The 25,701-nt window shown below is 71.3% G+C and carries 24 protein-coding genes; 13 read left to right on the plus strand and 11 right to left on the minus strand.

Translation table 11 applies throughout. The features are described from left to right. Nucleotides 1–190 precede the first annotated feature (190 nt). From OG780_RS27865 to OG780_RS27880, 4 genes are all read right to left on the minus strand, one after another. On the minus strand, nucleotides 191–1,453 hold the full coding sequence (locus OG780_RS27865) for an MFS transporter (RefSeq protein ID WP_328452660.1): 1,263 nt from the start codon (nucleotides 1,451–1,453) through the stop codon (nucleotides 191–193). Further along, on the minus strand, nucleotides 1,450–2,754 hold the full coding sequence (locus OG780_RS27870) for a GH1 family beta-glucosidase (RefSeq protein WP_328452662.1): 1,305 nt from the start codon (nucleotides 2,752–2,754) through the stop codon (nucleotides 1,450–1,452). The genes OG780_RS27865 and OG780_RS27870 overlap by 4 nt, the downstream gene beginning before the upstream one ends. A 108-nt stretch (nucleotides 2,755–2,862) precedes the next feature. Further along, on the minus strand, nucleotides 2,863–3,129 hold the full coding sequence (locus OG780_RS27875; RefSeq protein ID WP_328452664.1) for a protealysin inhibitor emfourin: 267 nt from the start codon (nucleotides 3,127–3,129) through the stop codon (nucleotides 2,863–2,865). Nucleotides 3,130–3,184: 55 nt separating this feature from the next. Beyond that, on the minus strand, nucleotides 3,185–4,255 hold the full coding sequence (locus tag OG780_RS27880) for a M4 family metallopeptidase (RefSeq protein WP_328452666.1): 1,071 nt from the start codon (nucleotides 4,253–4,255) through the stop codon (nucleotides 3,185–3,187). A gap of 320 nt (nucleotides 4,256–4,575) precedes the next feature. Here OG780_RS27880 and leuA point away from each other — a divergent pair, with 320 nt between their 5' ends. The 6 genes from leuA (at nucleotide 4,576) to OG780_RS27910 (ending at nucleotide 12,959) form a co-directional block, all read left to right on the plus strand. Next, complete coding sequence (leuA, locus tag OG780_RS27885; RefSeq protein WP_328452668.1) at nucleotides 4,576–6,327, plus strand: 2-isopropylmalate synthase; 1,752 nt, start codon at nucleotides 4,576–4,578, stop codon at nucleotides 6,325–6,327. Between the two features lie 185 nt (nucleotides 6,328–6,512). Then, nucleotides 6,513–7,208: a TerB family tellurite resistance protein gene (locus OG780_RS27890; RefSeq protein WP_326787922.1), complete on the plus strand. Its 696-nt coding sequence runs from the start codon at nucleotides 6,513–6,515 to the stop codon at nucleotides 7,206–7,208. 158 nt (nucleotides 7,209–7,366) lie between these two features. Next, nucleotides 7,367–9,448 carry an MMPL family transporter gene (locus OG780_RS27895; protein ID WP_328452671.1) on the plus strand — a complete coding sequence of 694 codons (2,082 nt, stop codon included), beginning with the start codon at nucleotides 7,367–7,369 and terminating at the stop codon, nucleotides 9,446–9,448. An 87-nt stretch (nucleotides 9,449–9,535) separates the two neighbouring features. Further along, complete coding sequence (locus OG780_RS27900; protein ID WP_443062334.1) at nucleotides 9,536–10,879, plus strand: sensor histidine kinase; 1,344 nt, start codon at nucleotides 9,536–9,538, stop codon at nucleotides 10,877–10,879. Next, on the plus strand, nucleotides 10,876–11,553 hold the full coding sequence (locus tag OG780_RS27905) for a response regulator transcription factor (protein ID WP_328452675.1): 678 nt from the start codon (nucleotides 10,876–10,878) through the stop codon (nucleotides 11,551–11,553). The genes OG780_RS27900 and OG780_RS27905 overlap by 4 nt, the downstream gene beginning before the upstream one ends. Nucleotides 11,554–11,741: 188 nt before the next feature. Next, nucleotides 11,742–12,959 carry a sialidase family protein gene (locus tag OG780_RS27910; RefSeq protein ID WP_328452677.1) on the plus strand — a complete coding sequence of 406 codons (1,218 nt, stop codon included), beginning with the start codon at nucleotides 11,742–11,744 and terminating at the stop codon, nucleotides 12,957–12,959. 274 nt (nucleotides 12,960–13,233) lie between these two features. Here the strand turns inward: OG780_RS27910 and OG780_RS27915 are convergent, their stop codons facing one another. The 5 genes from OG780_RS27915 to OG780_RS27935 are packed head-to-tail and all read right to left on the minus strand — an operon-like array spanning nucleotide 13,234 to nucleotide 19,902. Then, complete coding sequence (locus OG780_RS27915) at nucleotides 13,234–14,169, minus strand: dihydrodipicolinate synthase family protein (RefSeq protein ID WP_328452679.1); 936 nt, start codon at nucleotides 14,167–14,169, stop codon at nucleotides 13,234–13,236. Next, complete coding sequence (locus tag OG780_RS27920; protein WP_328452681.1) at nucleotides 14,169–15,269, minus strand: ABC transporter ATP-binding protein; 1,101 nt, start codon at nucleotides 15,267–15,269, stop codon at nucleotides 14,169–14,171. The genes OG780_RS27915 and OG780_RS27920 overlap by 1 nt, the downstream gene beginning before the upstream one ends. A gap of 49 nt (nucleotides 15,270–15,318) precedes the next feature. Beyond that, complete coding sequence (locus OG780_RS27925) at nucleotides 15,319–17,295, minus strand: dipeptide/oligopeptide/nickel ABC transporter permease/ATP-binding protein (protein WP_328452683.1); 1,977 nt, start codon at nucleotides 17,293–17,295, stop codon at nucleotides 15,319–15,321. Continuing rightward, nucleotides 17,295–18,254, minus strand: coding sequence for an ABC transporter permease (locus OG780_RS27930; RefSeq protein WP_328452685.1), 960 nt, complete (start codon nucleotides 18,252–18,254; stop codon nucleotides 17,295–17,297). Before OG780_RS27930 ends, OG780_RS27925 begins: the two co-directional genes overlap by 1 nt. A gap of 19 nt (nucleotides 18,255–18,273) precedes the next feature. Further along, complete coding sequence (locus OG780_RS27935) at nucleotides 18,274–19,902, minus strand: ABC transporter substrate-binding protein (protein ID WP_328452687.1); 1,629 nt, start codon at nucleotides 19,900–19,902, stop codon at nucleotides 18,274–18,276. Nucleotides 19,903–20,172: 270 nt separating this feature from the next. Here OG780_RS27935 and OG780_RS27940 point away from each other — a divergent pair, with 270 nt between their 5' ends. Together OG780_RS27940 and OG780_RS27945 are read left to right on the plus strand one after the other, a co-directional pair. Then, a complete protein-coding gene (locus OG780_RS27940; protein ID WP_328458427.1) occupies nucleotides 20,173–20,913 on the plus strand; it encodes a FadR/GntR family transcriptional regulator in 741 nt (246 codons plus the stop codon). Between the two features lie 169 nt (nucleotides 20,914–21,082). Continuing rightward, nucleotides 21,083–21,493 (plus strand): protein-tyrosine phosphatase family protein, encoded by a 411-nt coding sequence (locus tag OG780_RS27945; protein ID WP_328458429.1) that lies wholly within the window; start codon nucleotides 21,083–21,085, stop codon nucleotides 21,491–21,493. A gap of 70 nt (nucleotides 21,494–21,563) precedes the next feature. Here OG780_RS27945 and OG780_RS27950 read toward each other — a convergent pair whose 3' ends face one another. Continuing rightward, entirely contained in the window at nucleotides 21,564–21,758 is a 195-nt protein-coding gene (locus tag OG780_RS27950; protein ID WP_326787932.1) for a DUF397 domain-containing protein, read from the minus strand. Continuing rightward, complete coding sequence (locus OG780_RS27955; protein ID WP_328452690.1) at nucleotides 21,740–22,573, minus strand: helix-turn-helix domain-containing protein; 834 nt, start codon at nucleotides 22,571–22,573, stop codon at nucleotides 21,740–21,742. The genes OG780_RS27950 and OG780_RS27955 overlap by 19 nt, the downstream gene beginning before the upstream one ends. Before the next feature lie 242 nt (nucleotides 22,574–22,815). Between OG780_RS27955 and OG780_RS27960 the strand changes: the two genes are divergently transcribed. The 5 genes from OG780_RS27960 (at nucleotide 22,816) to OG780_RS27980 (ending at nucleotide 25,694) form a co-directional block, all read left to right on the plus strand. Beyond that, nucleotides 22,816–22,974 (plus strand): hypothetical protein, encoded by a 159-nt coding sequence (locus OG780_RS27960; protein WP_328452692.1) that lies wholly within the window; start codon nucleotides 22,816–22,818, stop codon nucleotides 22,972–22,974. Continuing rightward, on the plus strand, nucleotides 22,971–23,195 hold the full coding sequence (locus tag OG780_RS27965) for a hypothetical protein (protein WP_328452694.1): 225 nt from the start codon (nucleotides 22,971–22,973) through the stop codon (nucleotides 23,193–23,195). Before OG780_RS27960 ends, OG780_RS27965 begins: the two co-directional genes overlap by 4 nt. 149 nt (nucleotides 23,196–23,344) lie before the next feature. Next, a complete protein-coding gene (gene recO / locus OG780_RS27970) occupies nucleotides 23,345–24,091 on the plus strand; it encodes a DNA repair protein RecO (protein WP_328452696.1) in 747 nt (248 codons plus the stop codon). 116 nt (nucleotides 24,092–24,207) lie between these two features. After that, nucleotides 24,208–25,053, plus strand: a complete 846-nt coding sequence (locus tag OG780_RS27975) for an isoprenyl transferase (protein WP_328452698.1) — start codon at nucleotides 24,208–24,210, stop codon at nucleotides 25,051–25,053. Between the two features lie 74 nt (nucleotides 25,054–25,127). Continuing rightward, nucleotides 25,128–25,694, plus strand: coding sequence for a YcxB family protein (locus OG780_RS27980; protein WP_328452700.1), 567 nt, complete (start codon nucleotides 25,128–25,130; stop codon nucleotides 25,692–25,694). Nucleotides 25,695–25,701: the final 7 nt, after the last annotated feature.

Here is a 25,701-nt window from a genome sequence, read left to right on the forward strand (position 1 = left end):
ACCGACCCGACCTCTGGAACGGCATCGTGTCCGCCGCATGCATCTGCCACCACCTGGGTTTCCGCCCCGTGTACCCGTCGCTGTGGACGGTCAGGGACGCCGGGGCGGTGTGACCGGGCCCGGCGGTCCCCCGAGGTGACCGCCGGCCCCCTCGGTCCACCCCCTCGGTCCACCCCCTCGGTCCACCCCCTCAGTCCACCCCCTTGATCCGCACCACCAGCACCGCCCCCGCGAGGCCGATCACGGCCGCGACCAGGTACAGGACCCGGTAGCCCCCCAGGTACGTCACGATCGGGGCCGCCAGTACGGGGGCCGCGACCTGGGGGAGGGCGTTGGCGATGTTGATGACGCCGAGGTCCTTGCCGCGGTCGAGGGCCTTGGGCAGCACGTCGGTCATCAGGGCGAAGTCGACGGAGGTGAAGACGCCGAAGCCGATGCCGAGGACGGCCGCGGCGGCGATCGCCCCGGGCCAGGTCTGCCAGGAGGCCAGCGCCGCCGTGGCCACCGCCATCAGGACGCCGGACCAGATCACGAACGGCTTGCGGCGGCCGAGCCGGTCCGACCACACCCCGCCCACCACGACGGTGGCGAGCAGCGTGACCCCGTTCACCGCCGTGAGGACCAGCACACCCTGTTCGGGGTCGTCGAGACGCAGCCGGTCCCGCAGGTAGTAGAGCAGGTACAGCAGTACGAGGGCGTTGCTGAGGTTGATCAGGAAGCGGGTCAGCCAGGCCCATGCCAGGTCGGGGTGTTCGCGCGGACTCAGCCGGAAGGAGGCGAGGAACGCCCGCCCCGACCAGGGCGGCCGGGCCGACACCGGCAGGCGCAGGTCCTCATGGCGCAGGACGTACGGCAGGACGCCCACCAGGGTGAACACCGCGCACGCCGCGTACCCGCCGCCGATGCCCCCGGCGACCGTCGCGAGCCCCGTGCCGCCGACCACGCCGAGGATCTGTGCCGCGCCCAGCCAGCCGCCCACGCTGCCGCGCTGGAGCCGCGGCACCTGGTCGGGCACGGCCGCGGTCACGGCGGCGAACGCGGCGTTCAGGGTCAGCTGGACCAGGCACCAGCCCGCCGCCATCGTCCAGACGCCGCCCGCGCCCGCGAGGAGCAGCAGGGACAGCGCGCCCCCGGCCGCTCCGGCCACGATCCACGGCGTGCGGCGGCCCCACCGCGAGGTCGTACGGTCGGACAGCGCGCCGAAGAGCGGGTTGGCGACCAGTGACACGACCGCGCCCGCACCCGTCACCCAGGCCAGCATCGTCTCCTTGGACATGCCGGTGCCGGGAGCGAAGTCCTCCGCCTGGGAGGCGAGGAGGATCTGCAGCGGGCCGTACCAGCCCACCCAGATCGCCCCGTTGGCGAGCGAGAGCGCCGAGGTCCAGCCCCGGCCGACCCGTTCGACGGGCTCGGCGAGCGCGGACAGGGGCGCGACCCGGTCGGCCGCGGTCATCTCTGCGCCCGCAGGGCGTCCCGCAGCCAGTTGTACGAGGCCTTGGGAGTCCGCTCCAGCGTGTCGTAGTCGACGTGCACGAGACCGAAGCGGCGCTCGTACCCCTCCGCCCACTCGAAGTTGTCCATCAGCGACCAGACGAAGTAGCCGCGTACGTCGACGCCCTGTTCCGACGCCCGGTGCAGCGCCCGGACATGACCGTCCAGGAAGGTGATCCGCTCCTGGTCGTCGATGCCGTCGTAACTGCAGCCGTTCTCGGTGATGACGACGGGCGGGAGCCGGTCGCCGTAGCGCTCGCGGAAGCCGACCAGCAGTTCGGTGAGCGCCTCGGGCACCACCGGCCAGCCGAAGTCGGTGACCGGGTACCCCTCCAGTTCCTTGACGGTGAAGGGCAGTTCGGCGGGCAGGGTGAGTCCGCCGAACTCGATCTCGGCTCCCTCGGGGGCGCCCACCTTCGTCGGCTGGTAGTAGTTGATCCCGTACCAGTCGACCGGCTCGCCGATGATCTTCAGGTCCGACTCGACGTCACCGGGCATCAGCTCGCCGATGCCGTCGGGGTAGCGGCCCAGCAGGACGGGGTCGGCGAAGAGCCGGTTGAGCAGGAGGTCGTAGAAGTCGGCCGCCTCCACGTCCTCGGTACGGTCCGAGGCCGCCCAGGTCGGGCCGTGCGAGTTGGCGATCCCGATGTCGCCCGCCCCGGCCGCGCGCAGCGCCCGTACGGCCAGACCGTGGGCGAGGAGCTGGTGGTGGGCCACCGGCAGGGCGTCGAACAGGAGCCGCTTGCCGGGGGCGTGCGCGCCGAGCGCGTGCCCCAGCAGGGTGTGCTCGGCGGGCTCGTTGAGGGTGATCCACTTCTTGACGCGGTCGCCGAGGCGTCCGGCGACGACCGAGGCGTACTCGGCGAACCGCTCGGCGGTGTCCCGGTCCATCCAGTCCAGCTCCGCCGGCAGGTCCCAGTGGAAGAGGGTCGGCACGGGCCGTATGCCGGCCGCGCACAGCGCGTCGGTCAGGCGGTCGTAGAAGTCGAGGCCGCCCGGGGAGTTCACCCGGGGCCAGGAGACCGAGAAGCGGTACGCGTCCACGCCGAGGCCGGCGAGGAGTGCCACGTCCTCGGGGTAGCGGTGGACGTGGTCACAGGCCACCGCCGCCGTGGAACCGTCCTTGATGTGTCCGGGCCCGGCGGTGAAGGTGTCCCACACCGAGGGGGCGCGTTCGTCCACGGCGCCCTCGATCTGATGGGCCGAGGTGGACACGCCCCAGAGGAAGCCGTCCGGGAACTGCGGGAGGGGGTTCGTCGCCATGGGCGATCATCTGTACCCGCGGTAACGGAAGTCAACGGGTCGGCGTGAACCCGCGGTCGGCTGTGTTCAGGCCCCCTCCCTCAGTCCCCCTCCCTCAGTCCCTCTCCCTCAGGCTCCCTCCTTCAATACCCGGGAGATCAGCTCGCGCTGGTCCTCCGTGAGTCCCGGGTCGGCGGCGTGGACGGTTCTGCCGTCCACGGTGATCTCGTAGTGGAAGCCGTCCGGGACGCCGGCCGGGGGCCCGTTCCGTCCGGCGGCGAGTGCCCGTTCGGCCAGGGCGTGCCACTCGGGGGCGTCGGGCCGTGCCGAGGTGTCCACCTCGGCACGGCGCTCGATGCCCGCGAACCCGCCCGTACGCCGCACTTCGATACGCATGGGGTCCTGTCTAGTACGAGTCGGGCGCCCGGGGCCATGGCGCTTTCCGCCGGGCCTACGCGGACGGCACCCCGACCTGTTCCCAGGCCTTCGTCACCGCCTGCAGTTCCTCCCCCTCGTTGTACCGGGTCCGCGCCGCGGCGAGCGTGAGCCGCGCGAAGTCCGAGAAGAGGGCCTGCTGCGGCAGCTCACCGCCGGTCAGCACGTCGTACCAGATCTGTCCGGCCCGCTCCCACGCGTGGCCGCCGAGGGCCTGGGCGACGAGGTAGAAGGCGTGGTTGGGGATGCCGGAGTTGATGTGGACGCCGCCGTTGTCCCGGCCGGTGCTGACATAGCCGTCCATCGTCCCGGGCTGCGGGTCCCTGCCGAGCACGTCGTCGTCGTACGCCGTGCCCGGCGCCTTCATGGAGCGCAGGGCGGTGCCGGTGACCCGCGAGGCGAGCAGCCCGGCGCCGATCAGCCAGTCGGCTTCGCCCGCGGTCTGGCCGAGCGTGTACTGCTTGATCAGCGAGCCGAAGACGTCCGACATGGACTCGTTCAGGGCGCCCGGCTGGCCGTAGTAGGTGAGGTTCGCCGTGTACTGGGTGACGCCGTGGGTCAACTCGTGGCCGATGACGTCGACCGGGAGGGTGAAGTCGAGGAAGATCTCGCCGTCGCCGTCGCCGAACACCATCTGCTCGCCGTTCCAGAAGGCGTTGTTGTAGTCCCTGTCGAAGTGCACGGTGGCGTCGAGCGGCAGGCCCTCGCCGTTGATCGAGGTGCGTCCGTAGGCGTTCAGGTAGAGGTCGAAGGTCGCGCCGAGGCCGGCGTACGCGCGGTTGACCGTGGCGTCCTTGCCCGGCTTGTCGCCCTCGCCGCGGACCTTCTTGCCCGGGAGGTCCTGGCGGTGGCGGGCGTCGTAGATCGTGCGGTGCGGCGCGTTCTCGGGGGCGCCCGCGGGCGGGGCGACGGCGGGCGCGCCGATGACGGTGGTCAGCCGGCGGTGGGTGCGCTCGTAGGCGTCGCGCTCCAGGGTCTGGCGCGCGGGACCGGAGAGCGCGGGGTCCTCGTGCTGGGCGAGCTGGTCGAGGACATGGGGCGGAACGATGGTGCAGTGGACGGGCTCGAAGCCCCCGTTGGTCGTCATGCCCGGCACCCTTGCACTGAGTGATCTATATGTCACTACGTGCAACCATGATTGGTGAAATGGGGGGATAAGGAGCCGGGGATTCCGGCTGGAAGTGGTATGGCGCACGTTTTGTCCTTTTCGGGGCGCGCGATCCCGCATACTGATACAGCCCTCCGTACGGAGCGCGGCTCCGCTACGCTGCGGAGCATCATGCGTTTCGGGCTGCTTCTCCTTAGCTGCCGCGGCGAGGGCCTGTAGTCGAGGCCGACCCCCTCCCCGCGGAGTCTGGCGTTGCGCCGTCGGCCGTCCTTTCGGACATCCTGAGGAGCCTACGCATCATGGCGGACAGCCAGAGCAGCCAGCACGCACGCATCAACCGTCAGCGGCCCACGTCGATGCCGGTCCACAAGTACGGCCGGTACGACCAGGTCGACATCCCCGACCGCGACTGGCCGAACAACCGGATCACGGTCGCCCCCCGCTGGCTCTCCACGGATCTGCGCGACGGCAACCAGGCCCTGATCGACCCCATGTCGCCCGCGCGCAAGCGCGAGATGTTCGACCTGCTGGTCAAGATGGGCTACAAGGAGATCGAGGTCGGCTTCCCGGCGTCGGGCCAGACGGACTTCGACTTCGTCCGCTCGATCATCGAGGACGAGACCGCGATCCCGGACGACGTGACGATCTCCGTACTGACCCAGGCCCGCGAGGACCTGATCGAGCGGACCGTCGAGTCGCTGAAGGGCGCCAGGCGCGCCAACGTGCACCTGTACAACGCGACCGCCCCGGTCTTCCGCCGCGTCGTCTTCCGCGGCTCGAAGGACGACATCAAGCAGATCGCCGTCGACGGCACGCGTCTGGTCGTCGAGTACGCGGAGAAGCTGCTGGGCCCCGAGACCGAGTTCGGGTACCAGTACAGCCCCGAGATCTTCACCGACACCGAGCTGGACTTCGCCCTGGAGGTCTGCGAGGCGGTCATGGACGTCTGGCAGCCCGGTCCGGGCCGCGAGATCATCCTCAACCTGCCCGCCACGGTGGAGCGTTCGACCCCCTCCACGCACGCGGACCGCTTCGAGTGGATGGGCCGTCACCTGTCCCGCCGACAGTACGTGTGCCTGTCGATCCACCCGCACAACGACCGCGGCACCGCCGTCGCCGCCGCCGAACTGGCGCTGATGGCCGGCGCCGACCGCGTCGAGGGCTGCCTGTTCGGCCAGGGCGAGCGCACCGGCAACGTCGACCTGGTCACCCTGGGCATGAACCTGTTCTCGCAGGGCGTCGACCCGCAGATCGACTTCTCCGACATCGACGAGATCCGCCGTACGTGGGAGTACTGCAACCAGATGGAGGTCCACGCGCGCCACCCGTACGTGGGCGACCTGGTCTACACGTCCTTCTCCGGCTCCCACCAGGACGCCATCAAGAAGGGCTTCGACGCCATGGAGGCCGAGGCGGCCGCCAAGGGCGTCACCGTCGACGACATCGAGTGGGCCGTCCCGTACCTGCCCATCGACCCCAAGGACGTCGGCCGCTCCTACGAGGCCGTCATCCGCGTCAACTCGCAGTCGGGCAAGGGCGGAATCGCGTACGTCCTGAAGAACGACCACAAGCTGGACCTGCCGCGCCGGATGCAGATCGAGTTCTCGAAGATCATCCAGGCGAAGACCGACGCCGAGGGCGGCGAGGTCACGCCGAAGGACATCTGGGCGACCTTCCAGGACGAGTACCTGCCCAACCCCTCGAACCCCTGGGGCCGCATCCAGGTCAGGACCGGCCAGTCCACCACGGACAAGGACGGCGTGGACACCCTGACCGTCGAGGCCACGGTCGACGGCGCCGACACCGTCCTGAGCGGCACCGGCAACGGCCCGATCTCCGCCTTCTTCGACGCACTGCAGTCCATCGGCGTCGATGTCCGTCTGCTGGACTACCAGGAGCACACGATGAGCGAGGGAGCCTCCGCGCAGGCCGCCTCCTACATCGAGTGCGCGATCGGCGACAAGGTTCTGTGGGGAATCGGCATCGACGCGAATACGACACGCGCCTCGCTGAAGGCCGTCGTCTCCGCCGTCAACCGCGCCGCCCGCTGACCTCTTTCACCTGGCTCTTTCCGGCCCCGTCCGCCTTTCGAGGCGGGCGGGGCCCGGTCGTATCCCGGCCAATCCATGTGCAGGTCACGAGCAGGTCTCGTCCTAGGTACTGACTACACCTCAACAATGTGGCTAACATCACGCCAGCGCGGCGATGTTGCCGTGGCGTTACGGAGGTGTGCGACGTGCTGCCAGGATGGGGACGAAACGGTCGTGCAGTTCAGGTTCCCCGCATCCTGGGCACCCGTACGGCGTGGAGCACCGTCGGCGACGGGGAGTTCTTCTGCCCCGGCTGCGGGGGCGACCGCAACTATCAGCGGCTCACCGGCCGGCGCCGCTTCACCCTTCTGGGTGTTCCCGTCCTCCCGCGCGGCGAGACGGGACCCGTAGTCGAGTGCGCGGCCTGCGGCAGCCACTACGGCGCCGACGTCCTCGACCACCCCACCACCACCCGCTTCTCCGCGATGCTCCGCGACGCCGTCCACACCGTCGCCCTCGCGGTCCTCGCGGCGGGCGGCGGCTGCGCCCGCGCGTCCCTGGAGACCGCCGCCGCGACCGTCCGCTCGGCCGGCTTCGACGACTGCACCGAGGACCAGCTCGGCGCCCTCGTCGACGCCCTCGCCGCCGACACGGGCCGCTTCTTCGGCGAGCCCTGCGGAGCGAGCCTGGCCATAGAGCTCCACGAGGCCCTGGACCCGCTGGCCCCGCACCTCGCCCCGACCGGCCGCGAGGCCATCCTCCTCCAGGGCGCCCGCATCGCCCTCGCCGACGGCCCCTACACCCCCGCCGAACGCGACGCCCTCGCCACCGTCGGCGCGGCCCTGACGATCTGCTCCGACGACGTGACCCGCCTCCTGGCAACGGCCCGCACACCGTCGTAGACGCCTGCCGCCGCACTACTCCCCAGGGAGTAACGACAGCCCCGGCACACCCGGCGCAGTAGGGCCCGGCTCGGTCCTTCGAGCGACGAAAGGGATCTCCCGGTCCGGAAGTCTGGAACACGGAAAACAGACAACCGGAGCGAAGGGAGGCCCTGTCCATGGGGGCCGGAGAGACAAGTACGCGGTCGCGCCGACGCGCCGTGCCGTGGGCGGTGCTCGCGCTGTGGATCGGGCTGCTGGCCGTGGTCGGCCCGTTCGCGGCGAAGCTGTCGGACGTGCAGCACGACCGTGCCGTCGACTATCTGCCGTCGAGCGCCGACTCCACCCGGGTCGCGAAGACCGAGGACCGGCTGCCCGGCGGCGAGACCACCGAACTGGTGCTCGTCTACCACCGCGACGGGGGGCTCCGTCCGGCCGACCGGGACACCGCGGCCCGCCAGGTCGCCGCGATCACCCGGGCGAACCCGCTCACCGGCACCCCTCGTGCCGTGCCGTCCGACGACGGCAGCACCCTGATGTACCCGGTCGCCAGCACCGCGCCCGGCACCGACGAGAAGAAGCGCGACGCGTTCGTGAACGACGTCCGTGACGTGGCCCGGCCGACGGACGGGATGAACGTCGTCGTCGGCGGTCCCGGCGCGCTGGCCACCGACGCGGGCGAGGTATACGACTCCCTCGGCGGACCGCTGCTCTACACCACCGTCGCCGTGGTGGCGATCCTGCTGATCCTCATCTACCGCAGCCCGCTGCTGTGGCTCGTACCGCTCGCCGTCGCCGGCGTCGCCGACTATCTGTCGATGGGCGTCGCCTACGGACTTCACCAGGCGTTCGGCACCAGCGTCTCCGGCCAGAGCTCGGGCGTGATGACGATCCTCGTCTTCGGCGCCGGAACCGACTACGCCCTGCTGATCATCTCCCGCTACCGGGAGGAACTGCGGCGCGTGGAACGGCCCTACGACGCCATGAAGGAGGCCCTGCGCGGCTGCGGGCCCGCCGTGCTCGCCTCCTCCGGCACCGTCGCCGCCGGACTGCTGTGCCTGCTCGCCGCCGACCTCAACAGCAGCCGGGGCATGGGCCCGGCGGGCACCGTCGGGGTGCTCTGCGCCCTCGTCGCCATGCTGACCCTGCTGCCCGCCGTACTCGTCCTGCTCGGGCGCCGGGTGTTCTGGCCGCTCGTCCCCGTCCACGGCGCCGAGCCCAGGCAGCGGCGGAGCCTGTTCGCCGCGATGGGGACCTCGGCCGGACGCCGGCCGCTCGTCGTCCTGGCGAGCGGAGCGGCCCTGCTCGGGGCGCTCGCCCTCGGCACCCTGAACCTGCCCGGACCGCTCAAGCAGCAGGACTCCTTCGCCCACCGGCCCGACTCGGTCACCGCCATGGAGACGCTCGCCCGCGCCTACCCCGGGCGGGGCACCCAGCCGATCACCGTGATCACCCCGACCGGACGGGCGGACACGACGCTGTCCGCCGCCCGCGGGCACACCGGGGTCGCGAGCGCCGAACGCGGACGCAGCGGCGGAGGCTGGACGGAGATCTCCGTCATCGCGCGCGGCGCCCCGCAGTCGGCGGCCGAGACCGCCACGATCAAGGCCCTACGGGCGGACCTCCGCGGATCGTACGTCGGCGGCCCGAGCGCCCAGCAGATCGACCTCCAGGACACCAACGCCCGCGACCGGCTCGTCGTCGTCCCGATCGTGCTCGTCTCGGTGCTGCTGATCCTGGTCCTGCTGCTGCGCTCGCTCGTGGCGCCGCTGCTGCTCGTCGCCGCCGTCATCGCGGTGTGGGGAGCGGCACTCGGCATCGGCGGCCTCGTCTTCGGCCCGCTGCTCGGGTTCGAGGGGACCGATCCCGGCCTCGGCCTGCTGTCCTTCGTGTTCCTGGTCGCCCTCGGCGTCGACTACGGAATCTTCCTCATGCACCGGATGCGGGAGGAATCCCTGTCCGGCGCCGAACCGGCCGCCGCCGCGCTCACCGCGCTGCGCACCACCGGGGGCGTGATCGCCTCGGCCGGCCTTGTCCTCGCGGCCACCTTCGCGGTGCTCACGAACATGGGGCTCCTCCAGCTCGTCGAGCTCGGCTTCGTCATCTCGGTCGGGGTCCTGCTCGACACCTTCCTCGTCCGCACGTACCTGGTGACCAGCGCGAGCGTGGCACTGGGACGCAAGGTGTGGTGGCCGGGCGGCCTCTCCCGCGAGCCGGACACCGAGCAGGCCGGCCGCCAGGAGCCCCTCCCCGTCGGCTGACCCGAACACCGGACGACCGACATCGGGCGCCCCCGCCTCCCGCGGGGGCGCCCCCTCACGGAAGATGAAGCGGTGGACGTCAAACGCATGCTGCACCTCACCGGCTTCGGACACCGGGGGAACGTCGACCCGGCGCGGGTCCTGCGCCAGGACGCGTTCCTCGCGGGCCTGCTGCTGATCCTCGACAGCACCGTGACGCTCACCGTGCCCATGGACGGCCGGCGACCGGACGCGCTCGGCTGGAGCCTGCTGATCGCCGCGCACGTCGCGGTGGTCTGGCGGCGGCGCGCCCCGCTCGCCGCGTTCCTCGCGCTCGTCGCCTGCGTAGGGCCGTACCACGCGCTCGACTTCGACCACGAAGCGCCGCTGCTCGTCTCGATGACCGCGCTGTTCACCGTCGCCGTCACGGGGCGCCCGCTGCGTTCCCTGGTCATCGGCGCCGGTGTCATCGGCATCATGCTCGCGGTCAAGTTCGGGCAGGGCGCCTCCGAGGGTGCCGAGGCGCTGCGCATCACCGGCTGGATCGTCGCGTTCATCGTGCTCGGCGTCTACGTCCGCGTGCACGGGCAGTACTTCGCCTCGGTCGTCGAACGCGCCGAACGCGCCGAACGCACCCGCGAGGAGGAGGCCCGCCGCAGGGTCGCCGAGGAGCGGCTGCGCATCGCCCGGGACCTGCACGATCTGCTCGCCCACAGCATCACCCTGATCGGGGTGCAGACCTCCGTCGCCGCGCACGTCCTGGCCGCCGACCCCGACCGCCTGGACCGTACGGCCGTCGCCGGGGCACTCGACGACATCGCCGAGACCTGCCGGACCGCGCGCGGCGAACTGCGGACGACACTGGAGGTGCTGCGCGACTCCGAGCACGGCGGCGGCGACAGCCGGGGGCCGCTGCCCGGCCTCGACGCGGTGGCCGATCTGGTGGCGGCGGCACGTTCGACGGGCACGAACGTGGAGGCGCCGTCCGTGGCGGGTGCCGACGGGGTTCCCACCGCCGTGGGCGCCGCGGCCTATCGCATCGTCCAGGAGGCGCTGACCAACGCCGTACGGCACGCGGGCCCCGGGGCGAGCGTCCGCGTGGACCTGGACACGGACGGCTGGGCGCTGCACGTGAGGGTCACGGACGACGGCATGGGCGACGCGGGCGGCCCGCCCGGCTTCGGCCTGGTGGGGATGCGGGAGCGGGCCCGCAGTGTGGGCGGCACCGTGGAGACCGGGACGCGGGAGGAGGGCGGATTCGCGGTGGTGGCGGTACTGCCCTTGCGCACGACGGTGCCCGATCAGCGGCCGGAGCCGCGGCGCCGGACACCGGCGGACGGCGCGGACCCGTTCGGAGCACCGGCCTCCTCCGATCCCGTACGGGATCCCGGATCCGTACGTGACAGCGGTCCCGCGGTCGTGGCCGGGCCGGGAGAGGGCGGGGTCCGATGACCATCCGGGTGGTCCTCGCCGACGACCAGAACCTCGTACGGGCCGCGTTCGCCATGCTCGTGGAGACCGCGCGGGACATGGAGGTGGTCGGGCAGGCGGCCACCGGGCGGGAGGCCGTGGAACTGGCCCGCACCGGGCGCGCCGACCTCGTCGTGATGGACATCCGCATGCCCGACCTGGACGGCATCGAGGCGACCCGGCTCATCGCGGCCGACGAGAACCTCGCCGGGGTCAGGGTGCTCGTGCTCACCACGTACGACACCGACGAGCACATCGTGGAGGCGCTGCGCGCGGGCGCCTCCGGCTTCCTGGTCAAGGACACCCGGCCCGCCGAACTCCTCGACGCGATCCGCACGGTGGCCGCCGGGGACGCGCTGCTCTCGCCGGGCCCCACCGCCCGCCTGGTCGCCCGCTTCCTGCGCGCCCCCTCCGCTCCCGCGCTCGCGGCGGGCGGTCCCGAGGGGCTCTCCGGGCGTGAGCGCGAGGTGCTCGCCCTGGTCGCGCGCGGCCTCAACAACACCGAGATCGCGGCGGCGTTGGGGCTCAGCCCGCTCACCGCGAAGACCCATGTCAGCCGCATCATGGGCAAGCTCGGCGCCCGTGACCGGACCCAGCTCGTCATCGTGGCGTACGAGTCGGGCCTGGTGACCCCGGGAGACACGGGCCGCGCCTGACCCGGCGGCGGCCGCCCACAGCGTGATGCGACCAACTGACGTCACCTCAGCATGCCGTGAGAACACGGGTATTGCCGAGGCTCCCGGGGCACATTAGGTTCACCGGGACATCCCACGTCCCATGTTCCATGTTCCATCTCCGATGCAGTCGACGCAGTCGATGCGGTCGACGTAGTCCAGGGAGTGTCATGGCCAGCATGAGCCGCATGGTCGCGTTCGCCGCCACCGGACTCCTCACCACCCTCACCGCCCTCGCCACCACCGGCGGCACCGCCTCGGCCGCGCCCCGGGGCGGCGGGGACTGCGCCACCTCCGTCCCGTACACCGCGGGCCAGGACGGCTACGACACGTACCGCATCCCGGCGACCGTCACGACCAGGGCCGGCACGCTGCTCGCCTTCGCCGAGGGGCGGCACAGCGGCGCGGGCGACACCGGGAACATCGATGTCGTCCTCAGGCGCTCCTACGACGGCGGCTGCACCTGGGGCCCGACCCGGGTCGTCGCGTCCGGGGACGGCGACACCCGCGGCAACCCGGCGCCGGTCGTGGACCCCCGGACCGGCCGGATCGTCCTGCTCACGTCCTACAACAGCGGTGCGGTGACCGAGGCGCAGATCATGCGCGGCGAGGTCACGGCGGAGCAGAGCCGACGCGTCTTCGTCCAGACCAGCCGGGACGACGGGCGGCACTTCACCGCCCCCCGGGACATCACGGACCAGGCGAAGCTGCCGGACTGGCGCTGGTACGCCACCGGGCCCGGCCACGCGATCGCCCTGCGCCACGGACCCCACGCGGGGCGCCTGGTCGTGCCCGCCAACCACTCCGCCGCCCCGCCCGCCGGTTCCGCCGACACCGGCCAGGAGTCCAGGTACTACGGGGCGCACGCGCTCTACAGCGACGACGGCGGGCTCACCTGGCGGCTCGGCTTCGTCGACGACTCCTACGACGGGATCGACAACGCCAACGAGAGCTCGGTGGCCGAACTCCCCGACGGGCGGCTCTACTTCACCTCGCGCGACCAGAACGGCACGAGTACCGGCAACCGCCTCGACTCCTACTCCAGCGACGGCGCCGAAACCCTGGACCGCCCCTTCGCCGTCCAGCCTGCCCTGAACGACGTCCCCGTCGTCCAGGGCAGCGTCCTCCAGCTCACCGGCCGCTTCGCCCCGCTCCTCTTCTCCGGTCCCTCCGTCCCCACCGTCCGCCAGTCCATGGCCGTCTGGCGCAGTACGACCGGCGGCGCGACCTTCGAGAAGGCGGCCACCCTGTCCACGCAGCGGGCCGCCTACTCGGACCTCGTCCAGCTCGGCGCCCTCCGGGTCGGCATCCTCTACGAGACCGGTGTCGCGGGACCGTACGAGTCCATCGAGTTCCGGCGGCTGCCGCTCAGCGGGCTGCTCGGTTGACGCCCTCACCTGCCCGAGGACAGGTGATTCCGGTCCGTACTGCTCCGCAGTACCACCATGGGTTCCTGTTTCACGGGCCTCTGCCGGCCGGTGAGGGTCGGTCTTACGTGGCCTCCGCAGGCCTGACGTCCCGCCCGTCCGGCGGTAGGCCGGACAACTCCATCGTCCGGCAAGGCGACCTTAGCCATGCCGCTGCGGTCCTCCGGGCCGCCATGGGCAGGATGCCCTTCACCTCCACCCTGAAGGGTGGAGCACTGGGCAAATATTCGGTAGCTCAGAGCAGGCCCGCCGACGCCAGGTACTTTCCGACCCGCTCCACCTCGCCCTGCGACAGCGGCACCTGGGGTTCCGCCGTCGCGGGGCAGGCGATGACGCCCCGCAGGGACAGCGCGGCCTTGAAGGCGCCGAGAGCCGAGGAACTGCCGCCCATCCGGGCCGGGTCGCCGACGCCCACCATGGCGAACAGCTCGCACAGCCGCTCCTGCTCCGCCCGTGCCCGCTGCCAGTCGCCCGCCGCGCACAGCTCGTACAGCCGTACGTAGCCCGCCGGGTCCACATTGGCCAGGCCGGGGACCACGCCGTCCGCACCCAGGGCCAGCGCCGAGTCGACGACCACCTCGGAGCCGGTGAGCGCGGTGAAGCCGTCGACACCGGGGTGCGTACGAGCGCCGGTGACGACCGTGCGGAAGGCGCCGAGGTCGCCGCTGGAGTCCTTGAGACCGGCCAGGACACCGTCGGCGGCGAGTTCCAGGACCAGCTCGGGGCTCAGCTTGGTGTGCACGGAGGCCGGCAGGTCGTACGCGAACACGGGGAGCGACGCGCGGGCGGCGACGAGGCGGAAGTGGCGGTCGATCTCCGCGGGATGGGTGCGGGTGTAGAAGGGGGCCGTGACGACGACCGCGTCCGCGCCGGCGGTACGGGCGGTGTGCGCGTGGTCCAGGACGCGCGGTGTCGTCATGTCGATCGCGCCGGCCAGGACGGGGAGCTGACCGGCGACGTGCCCCGCCGCCGTCTCCACCACCAGCCTGCGCTGCGCGTCCGTCAGATAGGCCACCTCGGACGTCGAGCCGAGGACGAACAGGCCGTGCACCCCGCCGTCCACCAGATGGTCGATCAGCCGGGTGAGCGACGGGACGTCCACCTCGCGGTCCGGTGTCAGGGGCGTGCAGACGGGCGGTACGACACCGGTCAGCGGGGCGGGGAAGGTCATCAAGGCTCCCTGATGTGCTGCTGGAACGGAACGTCGGCCAGGGCGGCGGCCTCCGCGGCGCCCTCGGCCTGCGCGACCAGGGCGCGCGTCGACCGGCCCTCCTCGACAGGATGGTGACACCGGAAGCGGTGACCCGGGGCCGACGCGGCCGTGAACTCCGGCATCCGGGTCGCGCACTCCCCGTCCGCCTTCCAGCAGCGGGTACGGAAGGGGCAGCCGCTCGGCGGGCGCGTCGCCGAGGGGACGGGCCCGGTCAGCGGAATCGGCTCGATCGGATCCAGCAGCCCCGGGGTCGCCGAGAACAGCGCCCGGGTGTACGGGTGACGGGAGCGGTCGGTGACCTCGTCGGCCGGGGACTCCTCCACGATCCGGCCGAGGTACATCGTGATCACCCGGTCGCTCATCCGGCGGACCGTCTGGATGTCGTGGGACACGAACACCAGGGCGAGGCCCAGGCGTTCCCTCAGGTCGAGCAGGAGATTGAGGATCTGCGCGCGCACCGACACGTCCAGCGCGCTCGTCGGCTCGTCGGCCACCACCAGGCCGGGGTCCAGGGCCAGGGCGCGGGCGATCGCCACCCGCTGGCGCTGGCCGCCGGAGAGCTGGCCGGGCAGGGCGTCCGCGAGCGCCCGGGGCAGGCCGACCAGGGACATCAGCTCCTTGACCCGGTCGGCCCGTTCGGCCGCCGTGCCGCGCCGGTGCACATCCAGCGGGTCGCGCAGGATCCGGCTCACGGGCATCCGGCGGTTCAGGGCGGTCGAGGGGTCCTGGAAGATCATGCCCGTGCTCGCGCCGACGGCCGTGCGCCGCTCGTCCGGCTTCAGGGACCACAGGTCGCGGCCGCGGAAGGTCACCGTGCCGGAGGTCGGCCGCTGCACCCCCACCAGCACCTTCGCGAGCGTCGACTTGCCGCAGCCCGACTCGCCGACGACGCCGACCGTCTCGCCGGGCGCGACGGTGAGATCGGCGCCCGTCAGCGCGTACACCCGGTCCCGGGTGAACACACCGCCGCTGCGCGCCTTGTGGACGACATGCGCGTCGGTGAGCCGGACGAGCGCGTCCGTCCGGCGGTCCCCGGCCTCCCGCGCCGGCGCGGTCATGTGACGGCCTCGGTCGCCGTCGGCGGAATCCTCACGTCGGGCGGAATCCTCACGTCACGGCCTCGCTCTCCGCGGTCACCAGGTCGACGGCCGGGTGGTGGCAGGCCGCCGTGTGCGTGTGCGTGCCGACGAGGTCCGGCGCCGTCGTCCGGCACACGTCGTCCGCCATCGGACACCGGTCGGCGAACCGGCAGCCGGCCGGGAAGTCGGCGGGGGAGGGGACGACCCCCTTGATCTGCGTCATGCGCTCGGCCGCCGACTCCAGGGACAGGACGCTGCCCAGCAGCCCGCGCGTGTAGTGATGGGCCGGGGACTCCACCAGGTCCGCCGTCACCCCCGTCTCCACGATCTGGCCGCCGTACATCACGACCACCCGGTCGGTGACCGCCGAGATCAGCGCGAGGTCGTGCGAGACGAGGACCAGGGCGAAGTCCAGTTCCGCCCGCAGTCGCAGCAGCAGCTCCATGACCTGCGCCTGGACCGTCACGTCCAGGGCCGTCGTCGGTTCGTCCGCGATGATCAGCGCGGGCTCGCGGGACAGCGCCATCGCGATCAGGACGCGCTGGCGCTGTCCCCCGGAGAGTTCGTGGGGGTAACTGCGCAGGGTCCGCTCGGGATCGAGGCCGACCAGGGCGAGCAGTTCGGCCGCCGTGCGCCGGCCGCCGCGCCGTATCACCTGCTTGAGCTGCGCCCTGATCGTCATCGCCGGGTTCAGGGACGACAGCGCGTCCTGGTAGACCATCGCCATCTCGTGGCCCAGCAGCCGGCGCCGTACCCGCATCGGCTCACCGACCAACTGCCGCTGACGGAACCGGACCTGGCCGCTCACCCGGGCGCCCTTCGGTTCCAGGCCCATCACCGTCAGGGCCGTCAGTGATTTCCCGCAGCCCGACTCGCCGACCAGGCCCAGGACTTCGCCGGGATACACCTCGAAGCTGATGCCGTCGACGATGTCCACACCGCCGTGCCGTTCGTCGAAGCCGATGGCCAGCCGCTCGACGGCGAGAACGGGCTGTCCGTCCGTGACCGGCGGGCGGGCCCGCGCGCGCAGCCGGGCCGCGGCCTGTGCCAGTCCCGGCAGTTCGACGACCGTGCCGCTGCCCGGTTCCGGGGCTTCCAGCCGGTCCTCGGCGGGAGGTGCGGACACCTCGCGGGCGGCCGGCGCGGCCCACGCGTCGGAGACGCCCTCGGAGAGGATGTTCAGCGACAGCACGGTGACCAGCATCAGCAGGCCGGGGAAGACGGTGGCCCACCAGCCGCCGGTCAGCACCATGTTCTTGCCGTCGGCGATGACACTGCCCCAGGACGGGTCCGGGGGCCGCACGCCCGCGCCGATGAACGACAGCGAGGCCTCGAACACGATGGCCTCGGCGACCTGCACGGTGCAGAACACCAGGACCGGGGCCGCGCAGTTGACGGCCACGTGCCGCAGCACGATGTGCGGGGTGCGGGCGCCGATCACCTGCTCGGCGGTGACGTAGTCCTCGCCGTACTGGTCGAGGACGTTCGCCCGCACGACCCGGGCGACGGGCGGGGTGAACAGGAACGCGATCGCGCAGATCAGTACGGTGATGCCGCCGCCGAACACGGCGACGAGAACGGCGGCGAGCGCGATGCCGGGAAACGCCATCACCACGTCCAGACAGCGCATCAGCGTCTCGTCGACCGCCTTCCGCGAGGTCGCGGCGAGGGCGCCGAGCAGTGCTCCCACGACCAGGGCCAGGGCGGTGGCGCCGAGACCGATGGCCAGGGACCAGCGCGCCCCGTACATCAGCCGGCTGAGGATGTCCCGGCCGAGGCTGTCCTGCCCCATCCAGTGGTCCGCCGAGGGATGCCCGGTGCCGTCCGCCTGCGGCTGCTGGTCGAGCGGGTCGTGCGGGGCGAGCAGCGGGGCGAACACCGCCACCACGAGCACCACGGCCAGGAAGCAGACCGCGATCCTCGACAGCGGCGGCAGCCTGCGCCAGCCGCGCAGCCGGACGCCGGGCCGGGCGAGGGCCCCCGCGAGATCCTTCCGCGTGAACATCAGGTCGCCTCCCTCAGCCGCGGGTTGACCAGCAGATACAGGATGTCGATGACGAGGTTCACGACCACGAAGCCGATGGCCGTGGTCAGTACGACGCCCTGCACGACGGCCGGGTCCCCGTTCTGCACGGCGTCGATCATCAGCTTGCCCATGCCGGGCAGCGAGAAGATCGTCTCGATGACGACCGCTCCGCCCAGCAGATAGCCCACGCGCAGGCCCAGCACGGTGAGCGGGTTCATCAGGGCGTTGCGCAGGACGTTGCGGCCGACGACCACCCGGGGCGGCAGCCCGCTGCCGATCGCGGTGCGCACGTAGTCCTTGTCGAGTTCCTCGACCACGGACGTCCGGACGATCCGGGTGAGCTGGGCCGCGACCGGCAGGGAGAGCGCGAGAGCGGGCAGTGCCATGGTCTTCAGCCAGCCGGTCAGCGAGTCGGCCGGGTTGATGTAGCCGCCGGTCGGGAACCAGCCCTGGTCGACGGCGAGGTACTGGATCATCAGCAGGGCCAGCCAGAAGCCCGGTGCGGCGACCCCGGTCAGGGACACCACCCGGATGATCTGGTCGGGCAGCCGGTCGCGGTGGATCGCGGCCGTGACCCCGCCGAGCAGCGCCAGCACCACCGCGATGCCGAGTCCCAGGAAGGTGAGCTGGAGCGTGAGCGGCAGCGCGGTGGTGACCTGTTCGACGACCGGCGCCCTGGTGAGCGCGCTGGTGCCCATGTCGCCGTGCAGCAGGTCCGCCACGAAGTCGAAGTAGCGCACGGGCAGCGGGTCGAGCAGTCCGTTGCGTTCCCTGAAGTCGTGGAGCTGCTGCGGGGTCGGGTTGGCGCCCTGGAAGAACGCGGACGCCGGGTCGACGTCCGAGAACCGCATCACCAGGAAGACGAACAGGACGATCCCGAGCATCAGCGGCACGAGCAGCGCCACGCGGCGCAGCAGGATCCTGACGATGGCGACCACGTACGAACTCCCTTGTCGCCTAGACCCACTTGGCTTGCAGCAGGTTGATGCCCGGATAGGGCTGAGGCCTTATCCCCGCGAGCCGGCGCGGATTCCACGCCGTCATCAGCTCGTTGTGCACGACCGGGTAGAGCACGGCCTGTTCGGCGACGACGTCGATGTAGTCCTGGATCATCGCCTTCTTCCTGTCGGCGTCCGGTTCCTGTGTCGCCCGGTCCATGTCCTTGAAGAGCTGCTTGGCGACCGGGTCGCCGGCCCAGCGGGCGTAGCCCATCCAGAGGTTCTGGGGGCCGTAGTTGTAGTGCATGATCAGGTCGGCGTCGAGGCCGAACTGGTTGGGGTTCGAGGCGGCGGCGACGACCTGGTAGTCCTGCTTCTGGTCCATCTTGGTGAACACGGCCGTGGTCTCCTGCGGGGCCAGCGTCGTCTGCACGCCGATCGCGTCCCAGGACGCCTTCACGGTCGGCAGGCAGTCGACGATCCAGCTCACGTTCACCGACAGGATCTCGATCTCCAGTCCCTTGACCCCGGCCTCCTTCAGGAGCTTCTTCGCCTTCTCCGGGTCGTAGGCGTAGACGGTCTTCGCTGGCCGGTAGGAGGGGTTGGCCTCGTTGAGGAAGGAACTCGACGGCTTCCCGTGGCCCTTGAGCGCGACCTCGACCATCTTGTCGGTGTCGATGGCGTAGCGCAGCGCCTGCCGGACGCGCACGTCGTCGAACGGCTTGTGCCGGGTGTTGAACATCAGGAACAGGTTGTTCATGCCGGCGCCGCCCTGGACGGTCATGCCGCCCTCGCGGAGCCGCGCGATGTTGGCGTACGGGACGTTGTCGGCGATCTGGGCCCCGGCGCTCGCCCCGGAGATCTTCGCGACGCGGGGCGCGGCGTCCACTATGGTCAGCCAGTTCATCTTCTTGAACGCGGGCCTGCGCGGCCCGTTGTAGGCGGCGAACGCCTCGAAGGTCGTGTTGGACTTCGGGTGGTGCGCGGTCTGCCGGTACGGTCCCGAACCGATCGCCTTGCCCTTGATCGCGTCGTCCCAGGCGCCCGGCTGCGAGAAGACGTGCTTGGGCATGATCTTCGCCAGGGTGAGCCGGGAGACCCCTTCCGGGAAGGGGAACTTGAGGACCAGCTCGACGTTCTGCGCGTCGATCCTGCGGACCTCCTTCAGCCAGCTCGCGAAGAAGCCCTTGGCGAGCGTCTGGGTCTTCGGATCGAGGATCCGGTCGAAGACGAAGACCACGTCGTCGGCGGTGACGGGCTTCCCGTCGTGGAACGTGGCACCGGCGCGCAGCGTGAACTTCCAGGACGTGCCCGTGAGGTCGGCGGGCACCTGGGTGGCGAGCGCGGCGTAGGGCTCGCGGGAGATCGGGTCGGTGTCGAGCAGGCCTTCGTAGATGTGGTTGTTGGCGGCCATGCAGAAGGCGGACGCGGTCTGCGTCGGATCCCAGCTTCCGTCGTTCCCGTAGCCGATCACGGCCGTCAGGGTGGCGTTCTGTCCGCCGCCCGAGCCGCCGGTGTCGTTCGTGGACTCCGGCCCCGAGGAGCAGGCGGACAGGGACGAGGAGAGGGCGGCGGCCGCGCCCAGGGCCCCGGTGTACTTCAGGAACGACCGGCGGTGCGGCGCCGGAGTGCGGTTCACGTCGCGCACGGTTCCTCCAGCAAGGAGTGGTCCAGTTGAGCGGTCCGGTGAGGCGGTGGAGCGGTCGGTGCGGCCGGCCCGGGAAGCAGGAGATACGACGTCCTACGTCATGGGGGGCAGCGCGACCATAGGAGGGGGCGCGGAGAGGGTCAAGGGCCCGCACACGAATGGCGTATCTTCCACAGGTGCGACCAATGGCGGTATGAAACAGGGGCAGTTGGCCGAACTTGGCGTTTAATCAGCCCGGAGGTGGGACGTCCGATGTCCAGCGAGCGTACGATGCGGCGCATGCCTGAGGAGACCGGGAACCGGCGCCGGCCCGAGCGCCGGGTGAGCAGCCAGATCCAGCGCGAGGTCATGCAGTTGATCCTCGACCAGGGGCTCCGGGCCGGTGCGCCGCTGCCCACCGAGACCGAGCTGATGAACGATCTCGGCGTGAGCCGCAATTCGGTCCGTGAGGCGCTCAAGGCCCTTCAGGCGCTCGACATAGTCGAGATCCGGCACGGCTACGGCACCTATGTGGGTGAGGCGTCCATGACGCCGTTCGTCGACGGACTGACCTTCCGCACACTCGCCCGTCCGGACGATCCGACCGCGGCGCTGGCCGAGATCCTCCAGGTCCGCGAGGTGCTGGAGGAGGGGCTGATAAGCCGGGTGGCCGAGGTGCTGACCGAGGAGGAGCTGGACCGGCTCGAAGCCGTCGTCACGGAGATGGAGACGGCGGGCGACGACGGCCGCTCCTTCCCCGAACTCGACAGCCGGTTCCATGAGTTGCTGTACGCCTCGCTCGGCAACCCGCTCGTTCCCCAGTTGCTCGGCGCGTTCTGGACCGTGTTCCGGCGGGTCGCCGTGGTGCGCGGCTGGACCGACGACATCACCCCGGAGGTGACGGCCCGCCGCCACCGCGACATCCTCACGGCCCTGCGGGTACGGGACGTCGAGGGCGCCCAGCGCGCGATGGCCGACCACTTCCGGGGCATCGAGGCGCGCGCCGCCCAGGGCTCCCGCGGCGTGAGCTGAACGAAGACCCCGTTCGCCTCCGAGCCCGGTCCCGGGCTCCCGGCCCCGCGCACCGGCCTACGCTGTTCCCGTGGCCGAAACCGAAACCGAACCCGAAACCGCACCCGAACCCGGCGCGCGAGCAGGCACCGGCGCCGACGGCGGCACCTGGGACCCGGACGGCTCCGGGGTGCTGTCGCTGCCCTCCGGACGGCTGATCCGGGGCCGGGCGCTGCGCCGGCCGCTTCCGGCCGACGGAGGTCCCGAGCCGGCGTACGCCGTGTATCTGCTCGGCAAGGAGCCGCCCCCGGTCCCCTGGGAGGCGCACTGGCTGCGCTGGCCGGACTTCCGGCTGCCCGCCGACCGGGCGGAGGCCCGCGAGGTGCTCACGGAGGCCTGGCGGCGGTCCGCCGGCGAACGCGTCGAGATCGCCTGCTTCGGCGGCCGGGGCCGCACCGGCACGGCCCTGGCCTGCGTCGCCGTCCTCGACGGCGTACCGCCCCGCGAGGCGGTGGCGTACGTGCGCGGACACTACGACCGGCACGCGGTGGAGACTCCGTGGCAGCGCGCCTACGTAGGCCGCTTCGGCGCCCAGGGCTGATCCGGACGGCCCTCCGGGGCTTGCCGGGGCCGTACGTACAGCTCGGGCCGGCTCCGCGGCACGCCCTGGCTCAGCCCTCGACGCCGGCGACGAACGCGGCCCAGGCGTCGGCGCCGATCAGCAGCACGGGGCCGTCCGGCAGCTTGCTGTCCCGGACGGGGACGACACCGGGGGCTCCGTCGGCGACTTCGAGGCAACTGCCGCCGTTGTCGTCGCTGTAGGTACTTTTGCGCCACTGAGTAAGGCTCAGGTCGTACTCGCGCATCGTCTGTGGTCCTCCGTCGCCGATTCGATCAGAGACAGGGACGCGTCCGGCGGCAGCGCGGCGGCCCTGAGCAGATCGTATGCCTCCCGCACCCGCTGAACCAGGGCCGGTTCATCGAGCAGGTTGCCGGAATACACGGCCTCTGTATAGGCAGTCGGCGGGGCGTCGGGGAACTCCATGAGCTGGACCATCCGGCCTATGAGCGGATACGCCCCCGCCGCGTACGGAAGCACCTGCACGAGCACACGCCGTCGCCGTACTAGGCCGATGACGTGGTCCAGTTGCTCTGCCATCGTCACCGGTCCGCCGACCGGGACCCGCAGCACCTGTTCGTGCAGGATCACCCAGTAGACGGGCATGCTCGCGTCGTCCAGGATGTGCGCCCGCTCGCGACGGGCGCTCACCTTCTCCTCGATGTACTCGTCTGGGGCGAACGGGTTGCCCGCGAGCATGACCGCCCGCGCATACCCCGCCGTCTGCAGAAGACCCGGCACCAGCGCGGGCGCGAACTCCGCGATCCTCGTGGCCGTCCGCTCCAGTTCGACCACCGCCGCGAAATACCCCGCGTACCGCTTGTCGTCGATGAGCTTGTGCCACATGCGCTCGAAGAAGCCGTCGCTGCTCAGTAGCGTGTCGATGCGCTGAGCCACGTCCAACTGCGGTTTGCGGATGGCCTGTTCGAACTGGCCGATATAGCCGCCGGAGACGAAGACCCGAGCCCCGAGTTCCGCTTGGGTGAAACCCGCGCCCTCCCTGCGTCGTTTCAGTTCTGAACCGAAAAACTCCCAGGCAGCCTGCCGCGAACCGTTGGCCATGGGCCAGCCCCCTTGTACTGCACCGTGCTTGTAGCGAGCGGGACCCTGCCGATTTTAGATGCGGAGCGTCACGATGAGGATGCGAAGCGTGAAATCGACAAGGGCCGGTGGAACAGGTGAAGGAAGAGCACGCACGAGGACAAGCGCCAACGCACGGACGAACGCACGGACAGACCCACGTACACACGCCGCCTGACGGTCGGCGGGACTCGGCGCACCGCGTCGAAGAGGCGGAGGAAACTGTGCAGGACTTACGGACGGCGCTCGCACGGGCCGGAATCACCTTGCCGTCCCTGCGGATCGACCCGGCGAGCGTGGCGCGCGACACACCCTGTCCGCTGATCGTCCTGGGCGGCTGCTCCGTCGAGGTCGCGGCCCGGCTCGCGGCGGCCCTGCGATGAAGGCGGTACAGCCGCCGACCGGCTCCTGCGCCGTCGACACCCATACCGGGAGGGTCGGCGTGGTCATGGGGTACGAGGGGCCGTACGTACAGCTCAGGCCGCTCGGCGGCGGCAGGGAGTGGGACTGCGTGCCGGAGGCGGTCCGGCAGGCGACCTCGGCGGAACGGATCAGCGCGGCGACCGCGTACGTCAACGCCCGCAGCCGCGGCGAGGTGCTGTGAACCGGTCGGGGCGCCGTGAAGCGCCGGGGTGTCCCCGGGGCGCTCCCGGGGTGCGGTGAGGTGTCCCGGGCGGCGCTCCGGACAAGGTCCCGGACGCAAAGCGACCCATCCGGGCCGGGGCGCGTGCACCGTAGGCGAGAATGGGCCGCATGAGTCTGTTCCGCGACGACGGCATCGTGCTGCGCACCCAGAAGCTGGGTGAGGCGGACCGGATCATCACGTTGCTCACACGCGGTCACGGCCGCGTACGGGCGGTGGCGCGCGGGGTCCGGCGGACCAAGTCGAAGTTCGGGGCGCGCCTCGAACCCTTCTCCCACGTGGACGTGCAGTTCTTCGCGCGGGGCAGTGAACTCATCGGCCGCGGACTGCCCCTGTGCACACAGGGCGAGACGATCGCTCCGTACGGTAGCGGGATCGTCACCGACTACCCGCGTTACACCGCGGGCACCGCGATGCTGGAGACCGCCGAGCGGTTCACCGACCACGAGGGGGAACCCGCGGTGCAGCAGTACCTGCTGCTGGTCGGCGGGCTGCGCACCCTCGCCCGGGGTGAGCACGAGCCGCATCTCGTCCTCGACGCCTTCCTGCTGCGCTCCCTCGCGGTCAACGGCTACGCGCCCAGCTTCCGCGACTGTGCCAAATGCGGCATGCCGGGACCGAACCCCTTCTTCTCGGTCGCCGCGGGAGGAACCGTCTGCGTCGACTGCCGGGTGCCCGGCAGCGTCGTACCCTCGCCTCAGGCCCTCGAACTTCTCGGCGCGCTGCTCACGGGAGACTGGGAGACCGCGGACGCGTGCGAGCCGCGGCACGTCCGGGAGGGCAGCGGGCTGGTGTCGGCCTATCTCCACTGGCATCTGGAGCGCGGACTGCGCTCCCTGCGGTACGTGGAGAAGTAGGCGCCGTCCGGCAGGCCGGGGCGGCGACAGCGCACCGGCGCGGCACAACAGCACAGACAGCAAGCAGAGCGAGACGAGCGCCCGGCGCACGCGAGCAAGAGGGAGACGAGAAGCACATGGTCGTACGCGGGATCCTGGGCAGCCGGCGCCGCGAGTACAAGGCGCCGGAACCGCACCCCTCCGGTGCCCGCGCGCCCAAACTCCCCGGCGAGCTCATCCCGAACCATGTCGCGATCGTCATGGACGGGAACGGCCGCTGGGCCAAGGAGCGCGGGCTGCCCCGCACCGAGGGGCACAAGGTCGGTGCCGAGCGCGTCCTCGACGTGCTCCAGGGCGCGGTCGAGGTCGGCGTCGGCAGCATCTCCCTGTACGCCTTCTCCACCGAGAACTGGAAGCGTTCGCCCGACGAGGTGCGCTTCCTGATGAACTTCAACCGCGACTTCATCCGCAAGACCCGCGACACCCTCGACGGGCTCGGCATCCGGGTGCGCTGGGTGGGCCGCATGCCCAAGCTGTGGAAGTCGGTCGCCAAGGAGCTCCAGATCGCCCAGGAGCAGACCAAGGACAACGACGCGCTCACGCTGTACTTCTGCATGAACTACGGCGGCCGCGCCGAGATCGCCGACGCGGCGCAGGCGCTGGCCGAGGACGTGAAGGCCGGCCGTCTCGACCCGTCCAAGGTCAACGAGAAGACCCTCCAGAAGTACATGTACTACCCGGACATGCCGGACGTGGACCTGTTCCTGCGCCCGAGCGGCGAGCAGCGCACCTCCAACTACCTGCTCTGGCAGAGCGCCTACGCCGAGATGGTCTTCCAGGACGTGCTGTGGCCCGACTTCGACCGCCGTGACCTGTGGCGGGCCTGCATCGAGTACGCGCAGCGCGACCGCCGCTTCGGCGGCGCCGTCCCGAACGAGCAACTGCTCGCGATGGAGCAGGCCATGCGGGGCGACGGCTCTTAACACCCGCCGCCCGCAGGTTTGTTCGAATCCGGCGTTACGATCACGGCTCATCACCACCGAACTGGGGAGGGGTCGTGGTCGAGGGCCAGGGCGCTGCGCCGCAGCAGGAGTTGCCGGGGCAGCCGCAGGGGGCCGGGGAGGATGCTGTCGGGCTGGAGTACACGCCGGTCGTCGCGGACTTCAGGTCGGCGCTGCGAGCGCGCGGCAAGGTCGCCAGGTCGGCTCGGATCCAGCGCCGGATGTTCACTCTCGTGGGCTTCTTCGCCGTCATGGGGATCGTGACCACGCTGATCAGCGGAGAGAAGCCGGACTTCGCGCTGATCTGGCTGCTGCTCTGCGCGTTCCTGGTCGCCTTCACGCCCCGGCTCATGGCCCGCCAGTTCCAGCGGCTCGCGGAGCGCCAGGGCACCTTCCGCGTGACCGTCACGGACGCCGGGGTGACAGTGGCCACGGACAACGCCACCACGGACCTCAACTGGGTCGCGCAGCCCCGCTACCGGGAGACGGCGGACGTCTTCCTCATGATGAGCCCCGACAAGAACGCGAGCTGCTTCACCGTGCTGCCCAAGCGGGCCGTGCGCGCTCCCGAGGACGTGGACAGGTTGCGGGCGATCCTCGACCGCAACCTGACCCGTGTCTGATCCCCTC

Origin of the sequence: Streptomyces sp. NBC_00386 (assembly GCF_036063235.1) — a bacterium.
GTDB lineage: Bacteria > Actinomycetota > Actinomycetes > Streptomycetales > Streptomycetaceae > Streptomyces.